The sequence below is a fragment of the Verrucosispora sp. SN26_14.1 genome (assembly GCF_004307965.1).
In the GTDB taxonomy this organism is placed as follows: domain Bacteria; phylum Actinomycetota; class Actinomycetes; order Mycobacteriales; family Micromonosporaceae; genus Micromonospora.
On record NZ_SISL01000151.1, the window covers coordinates 1 to 12,720 of the forward strand.

11 protein-coding genes and 1 pseudogene are annotated in these 12,720 nt (G+C 72.7%); 8 read left to right on the forward strand and 4 right to left on the reverse strand.

The window, feature by feature from the left end; genetic code table 11:
• The 3 genes and pseudogenes from EYA84_RS15300 to EYA84_RS15310 form a co-directional block, all read left to right on the forward strand.
• Window positions 1-360, forward strand: a pseudogene (locus EYA84_RS15300) (class I SAM-dependent methyltransferase); the annotation flags it as partial.
• On the forward strand, window positions 357-1,091 hold the full coding sequence (locus tag EYA84_RS15305; protein WP_131053746.1) for a cytidylyltransferase domain-containing protein: 735 nt from the start codon (window positions 357-359) through the stop codon (window positions 1,089-1,091). The pseudogene EYA84_RS15300 and the gene EYA84_RS15305, both read left to right, overlap by 4 nt.
• A complete protein-coding gene (locus EYA84_RS15310; protein ID WP_131053754.1) occupies window positions 1,088-2,134 on the forward strand; it encodes a PseG/SpsG family protein in 1,047 nt (348 codons plus the stop codon). The genes EYA84_RS15305 and EYA84_RS15310 overlap by 4 nt, the downstream gene beginning before the upstream one ends.
• A gap of 256 nt (window positions 2,135-2,390) precedes the next feature.
• On the opposite strand, the gene EYA84_RS15315 is transcribed toward EYA84_RS15310, so the two are convergent.
• Complete coding sequence (locus EYA84_RS15315) at window positions 2,391-4,874, reverse strand: DNA topoisomerase (ATP-hydrolyzing) subunit A (protein WP_131053747.1); 2,484 nt, start codon at window positions 4,872-4,874, stop codon at window positions 2,391-2,393.
• 29 nt (window positions 4,875-4,903) lie between these two features.
• Window positions 4,904-6,961 (reverse strand): type IIA DNA topoisomerase subunit B, encoded by a 2,058-nt coding sequence (locus EYA84_RS15320; protein ID WP_131053755.1) that lies wholly within the window; start codon window positions 6,959-6,961, stop codon window positions 4,904-4,906.
• 343 nt (window positions 6,962-7,304) lie between these two features.
• Here EYA84_RS15320 and EYA84_RS15325 point away from each other — a divergent pair, with 343 nt between their 5' ends.
• The 3 genes from EYA84_RS15325 to EYA84_RS15335 all read left to right on the forward strand — a co-directional run bounded on the left by EYA84_RS15325 (window position 7,305) and on the right by EYA84_RS15335 (window position 9,762).
• Window positions 7,305-8,561 (forward strand): hypothetical protein, encoded by a 1,257-nt coding sequence (locus EYA84_RS15325; RefSeq protein ID WP_131053748.1) that lies wholly within the window; start codon window positions 7,305-7,307, stop codon window positions 8,559-8,561.
• Between the two features lie 120 nt (window positions 8,562-8,681).
• Window positions 8,682-9,323: a hypothetical protein gene (locus tag EYA84_RS15330; protein WP_131053749.1), complete on the forward strand. Its 642-nt coding sequence runs from the start codon at window positions 8,682-8,684 to the stop codon at window positions 9,321-9,323.
• A gap of 64 nt (window positions 9,324-9,387) precedes the next feature.
• Window positions 9,388-9,762 carry a hypothetical protein gene (locus EYA84_RS15335; RefSeq protein WP_131053750.1) on the forward strand — a complete coding sequence of 125 codons (375 nt, stop codon included), beginning with the start codon at window positions 9,388-9,390 and terminating at the stop codon, window positions 9,760-9,762.
• 56 nt (window positions 9,763-9,818) lie between these two features.
• On the opposite strand, the gene EYA84_RS15340 is transcribed toward EYA84_RS15335, so the two are convergent.
• On the reverse strand, window positions 9,819-10,712 hold the full coding sequence (locus EYA84_RS15340) for a DUF72 domain-containing protein (protein ID WP_131053751.1): 894 nt from the start codon (window positions 10,710-10,712) through the stop codon (window positions 9,819-9,821).
• Window positions 10,713-10,825: 113 nt separating this feature from the next.
• Here EYA84_RS15340 and EYA84_RS15345 point away from each other — a divergent pair, with 113 nt between their 5' ends.
• Window positions 10,826-11,872: an NAD(P)-dependent alcohol dehydrogenase gene (locus tag EYA84_RS15345; RefSeq protein WP_131053752.1), complete on the forward strand. Its 1,047-nt coding sequence runs from the start codon at window positions 10,826-10,828 to the stop codon at window positions 11,870-11,872.
• Window positions 11,873-11,897: 25 nt separating this feature from the next.
• Window positions 11,898-12,413 (forward strand): 2'-5' RNA ligase family protein, encoded by a 516-nt coding sequence (locus tag EYA84_RS15350; RefSeq protein ID WP_131053753.1) that lies wholly within the window; start codon window positions 11,898-11,900, stop codon window positions 12,411-12,413.
• Between the two features lie 18 nt (window positions 12,414-12,431).
• Here the strand turns inward: EYA84_RS15350 and EYA84_RS15355 are convergent.
• A partial coding sequence (locus tag EYA84_RS15355; RefSeq protein WP_161594977.1) for an SIP domain-containing protein occupies window positions 12,432-12,720 on the reverse strand: 289 nt, incomplete at its 5' end.

Consider the following 12,720-nt stretch of genomic DNA (forward strand, 5'->3'; position numbering starts at 1 on the left):
GGGCTGGACGCCGCCGGACGCGCCGACCTCGACGCCCACCTGCGCGCGGTCACCCCGACCGACCCGCCGCCCGGTCCCCGCAGCTACCAGCAGCTCCACGAGGCGTGGCGACGCCAGCGCGAGGAGAACACCCGGATGGCCGCGCTGCTGGCCTGGACCGAGGAGCTGCTCACCTCGCGGGAACGCGCGCTGCGCCGGACCGAGGCGACGATCAACCTGCTCAGCGGTTCGCTCAGCTACCGGGTGGGTCGGCTCGCCGTCACCCCGGCCCGGCTGGCCCGCCGAGGCGCGGGGGCCGCGAAGCGGCGCGTCAGTGCCGCCCTGACGCCCCAGCAACCCAAGCGGACGGACCAGTCGTGACCGAACGGATCGTGGGCGTGGTGCAGGCCCGGATGGGCTCCTCCCGGCTGCCCGGCAAGGTGCTGCGTCCCCTCGCCGGACGCAGCGTACTGGGCCGGGTGGTGCGGGCCGCACAGGACAGCGGAGTCCTCGCCGACCTGGTGGTCGCCACCAGCACCGACCCCGGCGACGACGCGGTGGTCGCCGAGTGCGAACGGCTCGGGGTGGCCTGGCACCGGGGACCCGTCGACGACGTGCTGGCCCGTTTCGTCGGCGCGCTCGACGCCCACCCGGGCGAGGCGGTGATGCGGTTCACCGCCGACTGCCCGCTGCTCGACCCGCAGATCGTCACGCTGGTCGCCTCGGTGTACCGGGCGGTGCCCGGCCTGGACTACGCCAGCACGTCGATCGCCCGTACGCTGCCACGCGGCCTGGACGTGGAGATCATCCGCACGGAGGCGCTGCGGACCGTGGACACGCTCGCCACCGGCCATGACCGGGTGCACGTCACCTCGTACGCGTACGCTCATCCGGAGCGCTTCCGGGTGCTCGGCGTCACCCTCCCACCGGACCGGTCCCGGCTGCGGCTCACCCTCGACACCGAGCCGGACTGGGAGCTGGTCAGCGCCGTGGCGGCGCACTTCGGCGACGTCGCCGTGCCGTTGGCCACGCTCGCCGACTGGCTCGACCGGCGGCCGGAGGTGCGGGCGCTCAACGCCGACGTGCGGCAGAAGCGGTTGGAGGAATGCTGAGCACGGTACGAGTCGGTCTGCGCTGCGACGCGGACCCGCAGCGCGGCGTCGGGCACCTGGTCCGCTGTCTCGCCCTCGGCGAGGAACTCCTGGCCCGGGGTGCCACCGTCGAGGTGTTCGGCACGGTGACCGTCGGCTGGGCGGCCGGTCACCTCGCCGCCCGGGGCATCCCGCTGCGTCCCGGCCCGGACACCCCGGACGGACTGGTCCGCGCGGCCCGCCGGCACGACCTGGACGTGCTGGTGCTCGACTCGTACGACCTCGACCCGGCCGGTGCGCACGCGCTGCGGAGGGCCGGGGTGCTGACCCTGGCCGTCGTCGACGGCGACACCCGGGGGCAGGACGCCGATCTGTTCCTGGACCAGAACTTCGGCGCCGACATGGTGACCTCCGGACGGCTGCTGGCCGGCAGCGCGTACGCCCTGCTGCGCGACTCGGTGCTGGCCGCCCGGCCGGCGACGCCCCGCCCGGCGACGCAGGTGGACCGGCCCTCGGTGCTGGCCTTCTTCGGCGGCACCGACGCGGCCGCAGCGGCACCGGTCCTGGCCGAGCTGCTGCTGGCCACCGGGCGGCCGATGACGCTCACCGTCGTCGTCGGGCGCCCCGAGGTCACCGGGCGACTCACCGCGCTGACCACCGGACCGGGCCAGTCGCTGCGGCCGGTGCCGCCCACCGGCGCCCTGCCGGAGATGATCGCCGCCGCCGACCTGGTGGTCAGCGCGGCTGGCACCTCGACCTGGGAACTCTGCTGCCTCGGTGCCCCGTCGGCGCTGGTCTGCGTGGTCGACAACCAACGCGAGTCGTACCGCCGGGTGGCCGCCGCCGGGCTGGCCGCCGGACTCGGCGAACTGCCGGACCTCCGCACCGACGACACCACCCGGACCGCCGCCCTCCGGACCCTGGACGAGCTACTCACCAGCGGCGTACGCCGGGCCGCCCTCTCGGCCCGGGCCCACGCGGCCGTGGACGGGCGCGGTCGGGGTCGGGTGGTCGACGCGATGCTCGACGCCCTCGACCACCAATGGATCGCACAGGTCCCGTAGCGCCGCATCCCGACAGGAGCAAGGTGTGGGGGGATGGTCTCCTTCGGTCACTGTCGAGCTGAGCCGTACGTGCTATCAGGGGCCGGTGACGACCGACCAGCAGGTCAGGGAGGCGACGCGGATGCCCCACCGACGGCCCGGGCAACGCGATCCGTTGGCGCTCTCAGCTCGACAGCGGCCGTACCTGACACGGCACCACCTCCACACGGTGGAGGTGGTGCCGTAGATTCCGCTCACCCGCACCCGTCGGCGCGGATCAGTCGCGGTCGATCTGGTGACCGATGACCGTGGGGCCGAGCATGACGGCGAAACCGGAGCCGTCCCGGCGCGGATCGGCGGCCGGCAACTCCACCGGCTCCCCGTTCACCGTGGAACCCACCGGACGCGGACCGATCCAGCCGACGACCACGTCGGTCTCCCCCTTGAGGAACCGCTGCGCCCGCACCCCGCCGGTCGCCCGCCCCTTCACCGGGTACGCCGCGAACGGCGTCACCTTCACCGTGCCGCCGGTGGAGGTGACCACCATCGGCTCACCGTGCTCCGGATCGTCGGTGCGCACCGCACCGAAGTACACCACCTGCGCGTCACCCGGCAGCGCGATCCCCGCCATGCCGCCGCCCTTGAGCCCCTGCGGACGCACCGTGCCCGCCGGGAAGCGCAACAGCGACGCCGCACTGGTCAGGAACGCCAACGTCTCCGCACCGTCGGTCAACCAGCTCGCTCCGACCACCTCGTCACCCGCACGCAGGCCGATCACCTCGAACTCGTCCGAGCGCACCGGCCAGTCGGGAGCACAGACCTTGACCACACCCTGCCGGGTCCCCAGCGCCAGACCGGGCGAACCCTCGGCGGTCGCACCGAGCGGCGCCAGCCCCACCACCGTCTCCCCCGGCGCCAACGGCACCAGCTCGGCGGCGGACATCCCGCCCCGCAACGACACCGTGCCCGCCTGCTCCGGCAGCACCGGCAGCGGCAGCACGTCGACCTTGAACGCCCGCCCCGCACTGGTCACCAGCAACACCCGACCCCGGGCGGTGGAGTGCACCAGCGCGCGTACCGCGTCGTGTTTGACCCGGCCGTGCCGACGCCGCCCCTCGGCGGCCTCCTCCGACTCGGCGGCGGTACGCGCCACCAGCCCGGTGGCGGAGAGGATCACCTGACACGGGTCGTCGGCCACCTCCAGCGGCCCGGCCGGCACGGACGCCGCCAGCACCTCCTTGAGGTCGCCGTCGACGAGCGTCGTCCGACGCGGCGCCGCGAACTGCTTCACCACCGCGGCAAGCTCGTCGGAGACGACCTTCTTGAGCACGTTCTCGTCGTCCAGGATGGTGGACAGCTCGGCGATCTCCCCGCGCAGCTTCTCCTGCTCGGCCTCCAGCTCCAACCGGTCGAACTTGGTCAACCGGCGCAGCGGAGTGTCCAGGATGTAGGTCGCCTGGATCTCGGAGAGTGTGAACTGCCGCATCAGGCCGCTCTTGGCCGCCGGGGCGTCCTCGCTGGCCCGGATCAGCTTGACCACCTTGTCGATGTCGAGCAGCGCGATCAGCAGGCCGTCGACCAGGTGCAGCCGCTCCTCGCGCTTACGCTTGCGGTACGCGCTGCGCCGGGTCACCACCTCGTACCGGTGCGCCAGGAACACCTCCAGCAGCTCCTTGAGCCCCAGGGTGCGCGGCTGACCGTCGACCAGTACCAGGTTGTTCACGCCGAAGGACTGCTCCAGCGGGGTGAGGCGGTAGAGGTCGGCGAGCAGCGCCTGCGGGTTGACCCCGACCTTGCACTCCACCACCAGGCGGGTGCCGCTCTCCCGGTCGGTCAGGTCCTTCACGTCGGCGATGCCGGTCAGCCGCTTGGTCTTGTTCACCTCGTTGGTGATCGCCGCGATGACCTTCTCCGCACCGACGCCGTACGGCAGCTCGACCACGGTGATCGCCTGCCGTCCCCGGCTGCCCTCCAGCGGGCCGATCTCCACCTTGCCGCGCATCCGCACCACACCCCGCCCGGTCTCGTACGCCCGGCGCACCTCGTCGAGGCCGAGCAGCAGACCACCGGTGGGCAGGTCGGGACCGGGCACGAACTCCATCAGCTTGTCGAGGGTGGCGTTCGGGTGCCGGATCAGCCAACGGGCCGCCGAGACCACCTCGCCGAGGTTGTGCGGGATCATGTTCGTCGCCATCCCGACCGCGATGCCGGAGGCGCCGTTGACCAGCAGGTTCGGGAAGGCGGCCGGCAACACGGTGGGCTGGGTCAGCGAGCCGTCGTAGTTGGGCTCGACGTCGACGGTGTCCTCACCCAGCTCGCCGACGAGCAGCATCGCCTCCCGCGACATCCGAGCCTCGGTGTAACGCGACGCTGCCGGTCCATCGTCCGGGCTCCCAAAATTTCCATGCCCGTCGATGAGTGGGGTGTTCAGCGAGAAGTCCTGCGCCAACCGCACCATCGCGTCGTAGATGGCGCTGTCGCCGTGCGGGTGGTACTTACCCATCGTGTCGCCGACGATGCGGGCCGACTTCACGTGCGCCCGGTCCGGCCGGTAGCCCTGCTCGTACATCGACCAGAGGATGCGCCGGTGCACCGGCTTGAGGCCGTCCCGCGCGTCCGGCAGGGCGCGCGAGTGGATGACCGAGAAGGCGTACTCCAGGTAGGAGTCGGAGACCTCGGTGACCAGCGGGTTGTCGACGATCCGCGCGCCGGCCCGGTCGAACGCGGAGTGGTCGACCTTGGTGTCCTTGCGGCGTGCCATGGCTCAGCTTTCCTTCCAGAACCCGGTGGTCAGGCGTCGATGGCGTCGCGGTCGACGCGGTCGGCGGAGTCGATCAGCCAGTTGCGGCGCGGCTCGACCTTCTCCCCCATCAGCAGGTCGAGGATCCGTTCGGCGGCGTCGACGTCGTCGATGGTGATCCGGCGCACCGACCGGGTGGCCGGGTTCATCGTGGTCTCCCACAACTCGTCGGCGTCCATCTCACCGAGACCCTTGAAGCGCGGCACCGGGGTGACGATCTGCTTGCCGGCCGAGGCGAGCTTGCGGACCGTCGCCTCCATCTCCGCCTGGGTGTAGGTGTAGATGGTCTCGGGGTTGCGCCCCTTGGTGGTGATCTTGTGCAGGGGCGGCATCGCGGCGTAGAGCCGGCCCGACTCGATCAACGGTCGCATGTAGCGGGCGAAGAGGGTGATCAGCAGCGTCCGGATGTGCGCGCCGTCGACGTCCGCGTCGGCCATGATGAGCACCCGGCCGTACCGCAGCGAGGACAGGTCGAAGGTACGCCCCGACCCCGCGCCGAGGACCTGCACGATCGCGGCGCACTCGGCGTTGTCCAGCACCTGCTGGAGGTTGGCCTTCTGCACGTTCAGGATCTTGCCCCGGATCGGCAGTAGCGCCTGATACTCCGCAGAGCGGGCAAGTCGCCCTGTGCCCAATGCGCTGTCGCCCTCGACGATGAAAAGCTCACTCCTGTCAATACCTGCGGCGCGGCAGTCGACCAGCTTGGGCGGCATGGACGCGCCCTCCAGGGCGGTCTTGCGCCGGGCGGCGTCCTTCTGCTGCTTCTGGGTCAGCCGCACCCGGGCCGCGTCGACGATCTTCTGGAGGACCGTCCGCGCCTCGGTCTTGGTCCTGCGGTCGTCCAGCCAGGACTTGACGTGCTGCTCGACCAGCCCCTGCACCACCTTGACCACACCGGCGGTGGAGAGCTCGTCCTTGGTCTGCGAGGTGAACTGCGGCTCGGGCACCCGCACGTGCACCACCGCGGTCATGCCCTCCAGGACGTCGTCCAGGGTGGGCGCGTCCTCCTTGGCCTTGAGCAGACCCCGGGTGTTGCGGACGGCGTCGGCGAGCGTACGCGCCAGCGCCCGCTCGAAGCCCTTGCGGTGTGTCCCGCCGTGCGCGTTGCGGATGGTGTTGGTGAAGCATTCGACGGTGCGCTCGTATCCGGTGCCCCAGCGGAAGGCCACCTCGATCTCGGCGCGCCGCTGCACGTTGGACTGCATCACACCGTTGGCGTCGGCGGCGTTCTCGCGGTAGGTCCCCTCGCCGGTGACCAGCAGGGTGCCGGAGACCGGCCGGTCACCGGTCGGGGCGAGGAAGTCCACCATGTCGGTGAGCCCGTTCGGGTAGTGGAACCGCTCCTCGGTGGGCTGCTCGCCGGTGTGGTCGCGCAGGAGGTAGCTGACGCCGGGGACCAGGAACGCGGTGTGGCGCAGCTTGGCCCGGACCGCGTCGTGGTCAAGGGCGGCGCCGGTCTCGAAGTAGCGGGGGTCGTGCCAGTAGCGGATCGAGGTGCCGGTGCGCTGGCCGCGCTTGACCCCGCCGACGACCTGGAGCCCCGGGCCGGGGGTGAAGGACGCGTCCGGGCCGTCGCCGTCGAAGATGCCCGGCACACCGTGCCGGAACGACATGGTGTGCACCTTGCCGCCCCGACGGACGGTGACGTCGAAGCGGCGGGAGAGCGCGTTGACCGCCGAGGCGCCGACCCCGTGCAGGCCGCCGGAGGTCTTGTAGCCGGAGCCGCCGAACTTGCCGCCGGCGTGCAGCCGGGTGAGGACCAGTTCGACGCCGGAGATGCCGGAGCGGGCGTGCACGTCGGTGGGGATGCCACGCCCGTCGTCGTCGACCTGCACCGAGCCGTCGGCATGCAGGGTGACCTCGACCTTCGTGGCGTGACCGGCCACACCCTCGTCGGTGGAGTTGTCGAGGATCTCGTTGACGAGGTGGCCCACGCCACGGCTGTCTGTGGAACCGATGTACATGCCGGGACGCTTGCGAACGGCGTCCAGCCCCTCGAGGTGGGTGAGGTCGTCGGCCCCGTACAGGGTCTCAGGCTCTGCGGTCAACTGGTCGTACTCCCCGGTCTCGGCGATGTGCTGCACCGCACCGTCGGCGGTCGGCCCGGCGCGGGCACGCCGCAGCGAGCGTAGCCGCACGCCCCGACAAGCCGAGCGGACACCCACGCGGCACGCCGCGTGGCGGTGCTGCTGGTGGACCTTGCCGCGGTCAACGTCCGGGTCTCCGGTGTTATGCCCGGGCCGCCGGTGCGGGTGGTCCGGGGGTCCGCCCACGCCGTCCCTGGCGTCCCGGTGCCACTCATGTTTCCCATGGTTGACGTGCGTCACACCCGCGTGATGTCATCACCGCTCAAGAGGATCTTTCATATTTCCATGAACGGATGGGGAAGCCATGTCCGGGTTGCGTCGTACCGCCGCGTTGGCCCTGGCCATCGCCACAGCGGCCCTCACCACCACCGTCGCCGCGTCCGCCCCCGCCGCGGCGGCCCTACCCACCGCGGCGGTCGCCCTCGGCGACAGCTTCATCAGCGGCGAAGGGGCCGGGGCCTACCAGCCGGTGGTCGACTCGACCGGCGTCGCGCGCGGATTCCCGGGGTGGACCGCGCCGAACAGTGACGCCTTCTTCTGCCACCGCTCCGGCAACGCATCGCTGCACCAGGCGTCACTGCCCGGCATCCAGGCCCGGTTCAACCTGGCCTGCTCCGGCGGCCAGCCGCACGACATCGCCGCCGCCTCGTCGGCCCGCACCAACGGGCGTCAGGTCGCCGCGCAGCTCGACCAGCTCCGCACGGTCGCCCAGACCCACGACATCGACCTGGTGCTGATCGGCCTCGGCTCCAACAACAGCTCCTTCACCTTCGGCGGGGTCGCCGAGAAGTGCGCCAACCGGTTCATCGCGGACGCCTGGACGGGCTGGTGGGAGTTCTGGGCGTACCTGAACGGGCCGGTGGAGCAGAAACCGTGCACCGACGCCGACCTGGCGACCCCGGCGCAGCTCAGCGCCGCCACCGCCGAGACCACCGCCGCCGTACGGCAGATCCTGACCACGCTGCGCGAGGTGGACGCCGACGGCCAGCACCGGGTGGTGCTCCAGGACTACACCAACCCGCTGCCGCTGGAGCTGGAGGCCGGGTACCACTCCGAGGACAGCCGGGACGACACGCGGGACAAGTTCCGCGCGCTGGGTGCCGAGCGGTACGCGGCCGGCTGCCCGATCCACCGCGCCAGCCTGGCTCCCGGGCACCGCTTCTCGCAGGGCCTCGGCACCATCGTCGGCTCCACCCGGAGCACGCTGGCCGCCGAGTTCCCCGGCGCCGACCTGGTCTATCTCAACGTGCAGCGGGCCTTCGACGGCGCCCGGCTCTGCGAGCGGACCAACAGCCCGACCGGCACCCTCGCCACTCCGATCCGGTTGCAGGACAACCCGCCCAACGGCACCTTCGTCACCAGCCTCTCCGGCAAGGACAAGATCGCCATCCAGCGGATCGCCAACACCTGCGTGACCCACTTCCAGACCTGCCAGGAGTCGTGGCACCCGAACGCCGCCGGGCACCAGGTGCTCGGCCAGTGCCTGACCGGGGCGTCCACCACCGCCGCCCGCTCGGTGGCCTGCGTACGCGCCTCGAACGGCACGATCAGCGTCTCCTGAGTCACCACCAGGGGCCGTCCCGACGCGACCACCCGCGCGTCGGGGCGGCCCCCTCCGGCGTGGATTAGCCGGTGCGGACCGGGGTAAGCCGCTGCGCCCAACACGGCGGAGGGGGACCTGATGTCTGACAACCACACCGCACTACGTTCGATGCACGACCTGGGCCTGGCGGCCTGGTTCGGCGGCTCCCTGATGGGAGCGTTCGGCGTCAACGGCGCCGCGGCCCGCATCGACGACTCGACCAAACGACTTCCGACGGCCTCGACCGGCTGGACCCGGTGGACGCCGGTCAACGCCGCCGCGATCGGCGCGCACCTGGCCGGCGCGGTCGGTGAACTGGTGACCGAGAGCCCGCGGATGGCCGCCCAGCGGGGCGTCGGCCGGGCCAGCGCAGTGAAGACCGCGCTGACCGTCGGCGCGCTGGCGGTGACCGGCTACAGCCGGCTGCTCGGCATGCGTCTGGCCAAGGCCGGTGCGCCGTCGGTGCAGGGCGTCACCGAGCCCAACGGGCAGACCCCGGCGCACGTGGCCGCCAGCCAGCGCCAGTTGCGGATGCTCCAGTGGGCCATCCCGGCGCTGACCGGCGCGCTGATCGTGGTCACCGCGTACATGGGTGAGCAGCAGAAGCCCGGCCAGGTGCTGCGCGGCATCTTCGGCCGGGCGAACGGCCTGGCGCACGCGCCGGGCCGGATGGGCAAGGGTGCCGGCGGGATGGCGGCGATGCACGCGGTCCGGCGGCACATGGCCATGAACGGCCGCTGACGGCCCACCGGCACGACGCGCGTTCCGACCGCGACCGCCGGGCGTACCGACAGGCGAGGTGGCCATGACCGACAGGGACAGGCAGGACCGGGGACCGGGGAGCGTCGCGCCCTGGGGCACCACCGACGGCTTCGACGCCGACCCGCCGTGGGGTGCCGGCGAGCACTCGCCGATGGACGAGGGCAGCGAGGAGACCGCGGTGCCCGAGGGACGGCGGGGCGAACGGCGGGCGGCGGACGGGGCCGGGCAGTGGCCCGAGGGTCGGCACGGGTTCGGGTCGGTGGAGCCGACCCGTACGCCCGAGGCCGGACCGGGCGCACCCCCGGACCCGGCGCCGCCGAGGCGGCCGTTCCCGGACGACGTGGCCGGCGAGGATCTGCCGGACAACGCGCTGGAAGAGGCGACCGGCATGCACACCGAAGGGTCCTGGCACGGCTGAGTACCGCACCGCGTCCCGGTGCCCGTCGCCGACGCGGCGGGCACCGGAGCGTCCGGTCAGGACGGCACGGACCGGGCCGCCGGTACGCCGAGCAGCCCGGCCATCCGTTCCGCGTCGCGCTGGGCCTGGCCGGCACAGCAGTTGTTGAACAGCACGTGCAGTTCGTCGGCCTGGTCGGCGAGGTCGACGAGCAGCTCCGACCAGCGGCGTAGTTCCTCGTCGCCGTAGGCGTAGCGGAAGCGTTCCTCCTTGTCGCCGCCGTCCCAGGCGGTGCTGTGCCCGTGGAACCGGATCATCGCCAGCCCGGCGGTGGCCAGCGGGATCGGCGGCACCGAGCTGGGGTGGCCCTGCGGCATGTCGACGGCGCAGTGGGTCAGGTCGTGCTCGCGGAGGAAGGCCAGCGTCTCCAGCGCCGCCGCACCGTCGAACCAGGACGCGTGGCGGAGTTCGACGGCGACCCGCCAGGGCCGGCAGCGGGACGCCAGTTCGGCGATCCGGTGGCGGGCCGCGTCGCCCCGGGTCAGCCACGGCGGGAACTGCAACAGCACCGCGCCGAGCCGGTCGGCCGCCACGAGCGGCGCCAGCGCCGCCCGGAACCGGTGCCACAGCTCGTCGTACGCCTCGGCCGGCAGGTCGCGTCGGCGGACCCGGGCCGGGCCGTCACTCGGGCGCAGGTCGGCCGGGAGGGTGGCGACCGGCGTCGGGTGGCCGGTGAAGAGGCTGAACGCCTTGACGTCGAAGGTGAAGCCGTCGGGGGTGGCGTCGACCCAGCCGTGCACGGTCTCCGGTGCCGGGACGGCGTAGTACGACGTGTCCACCTCGACCAGTGCGAACCGCTCGGCGTAGTGGCCCAGGCGGCCGGCGGGGGTGTTCACCTCGCGCGGGTACCACCCGGAGCGCACCAGCGTCCGGTCGGCCCAGGAGGACGTGCCCACCTTCATGACACTCATGTAGTTCAGTGGACCGCCGGTGGCACGGATCGGCAACCGGTGGGGCGCCGGTCGTCCTCGGGTTTGTTCCGCCGCGCGCCGGGGAGGCAGCCGGTGGACGAAGGAGGCGACAGATGCGCGCGCTGAGGCTGCCCGCCTGGAAGAGCGAACCGGAACTGGTCGAGATCGACGAGCCGACGCCCGGCCCCGGTCAGGTGGTGGTGAAGATCGGTGGTGCCGGTGCCTGCCACTCCGATCTGCACCTGATGCACGACTTCGACTCGGACACCCTGCCGTGGGGGCCGCCGTTCGTGCTGGGGCACGAGAACGCCGGCTGGGTGCACGCCCTCGGTGCCGGGGTGACCGGGTTGGAGGTGGGTCAGCCGGTCGCGGTGTACGGGCCGTGGGGCTGCGGGACCTGCGCCCGCTGCCGGGTCGGCGCCGAGAACTACTGCGAGAACCCGGCCGCCGCGCCGGTGCCCGGTGGCGGCGGTGGTCTGGGTCTGGACGGCGGCATGGCCGAGTACGAGTTGGTGCCCGCCGCCCGGCTCGTGGTGCCGCTGCCGGACGGGCTGGACCCGGCGCAGGCGGCACCGTTGACCGATGCGGGGCTGACGCCGTACCACGCGATCCGCCGGTCCTGGCCGAAGCTGGTGCCGGGCAGTACGGCGGTGGTGATCGGCGTAGGCGGTCTGGGGCACGTGGGGGTGCAGATCCTCAAGGCCACCACCGCGACCCGGGTGGTCGCGGTGGACACCCGGGACGAGGCGCTGCGGCTCGCGCAGGAGTGCGGCGCGGACCTGACGCTGCGCTCCGGTGCGGGCACCGCCGACGAGATCCGGACGATCACCGGAGGCCGGGGCGCCGACGTGGTGCTCGACTTCGTCGGGGCGGACCCCACCCTGAAGCTCGCCGTCTCGGTGGTGCGGACCGTCGGCGACCTGACCGTCGTGGGTATCGGCGGCGGCTCGCTGACCGTGGGCTTCTTCACGGTCCCGTACGAGGCCAGTGTGCAGACCACGTACTGGGGCAGCCGGCCGGAGCTGATCGAGGTGCTCGACCTGGGGGCACGCGGACTGGTCCGTCCGAAGACCACCACGTTCGGCCTGGAGGACGCGATGGACGCGTACCGCCGGATGCAGGACGGCACGCTGGAGGGTCGGGCGGTCATCGTGCCGTGAGGGACGGTCCGCCTACAGTGATCATGTGGTCGCCGCGCTGGAGCTCTATCTGGACACCGTCGCCACCCGCCGCATCCGGGTGCTCTGGGACGCCCTGGAGGCCGAGGGGGTGCAGAGCCTGCGGTCCCTGTTGGAGCAGCGGCACCGGCCGCACGTCTCGCTGGCGGTCGCGCCCCGTCTCGACCCGGAGCAGGTGGCGGCGGCGCTGGCCGGGACCGTCGTGGCGGCGCCGCTGCGGCTGTCGTTCCAGCACGCCGGCCAGTTCGTCGGCCGGGTGCTCTGGCTGGGCCCGACACCCACCACGGAGCTGCTGACGCACCACCGGCTGGTGCACGACCGGCTCACCGGTGCCGGGGTCGAGCTGGTCGAGCACTACCGGCCGGGCCACTGGGTGCCGCACTGCACGCTCTCCATGCGGGTGCCGAACACGCTGATGGCGATCGCGGTCCGCCGCTGCCTGGAGGTCCTGCCGCTGGAGGCGACGGTGGTCGGTGCGGCCCTGACCGACCACGCCCGGGGCATCTCGCACCCGCTGGCCTGACCGCCGCGCCGCCCGGGTTCAGCTGGAGGGGTCGGCGCGGCCGTGCCGCCAGTAGCCCATGAAGGCCACCGCCCGCCGGTCCAGGCCGCACTCGGCGACCAGGTGCCGGCGCAGGGTACGGATGACACCCGCCTCCCCCGCCAGCCACGCGTACAGCGGCGTGGACGGCAGGGCGTCGGGCACCTCCCAGAGGATCGCGCGGTCCACGTCCACGTCGTCGACGAGCTGACCGCCGGACGCGTACGCCCCCGACACGCCCGCCCCGACCGGCAGCGCCCGGCCCAGCAGCTCCTCGGCGGCCTCCGCC

Coding starts and splice junctions, on each gene's coding strand:
- EYA84_RS15315 (WP_131053747.1), bottom strand. CDS start 4,874: ATGGCACGCCGCAAGGACACCAAGGTCGACCACTCCGCGTTCGACCGG.
- EYA84_RS15325 (WP_131053748.1), top strand. CDS start 7,305: ATGTCCGGGTTGCGTCGTACCGCCGCGTTGGCCCTGGCCATCGCCACA.
- EYA84_RS15330 (WP_131053749.1), top strand. CDS start 8,682: ATGTCTGACAACCACACCGCACTACGTTCGATGCACGACCTGGGCCTG.
- EYA84_RS15335 (WP_131053750.1), top strand. CDS start 9,388: ATGACCGACAGGGACAGGCAGGACCGGGGACCGGGGAGCGTCGCGCCC.
- EYA84_RS15340 (WP_131053751.1), bottom strand. CDS start 10,712: ATGAGTGTCATGAAGGTGGGCACGTCCTCCTGGGCCGACCGGACGCTG.
- EYA84_RS15345 (WP_131053752.1), top strand. CDS start 10,826: ATGCGCGCGCTGAGGCTGCCCGCCTGGAAGAGCGAACCGGAACTGGTC.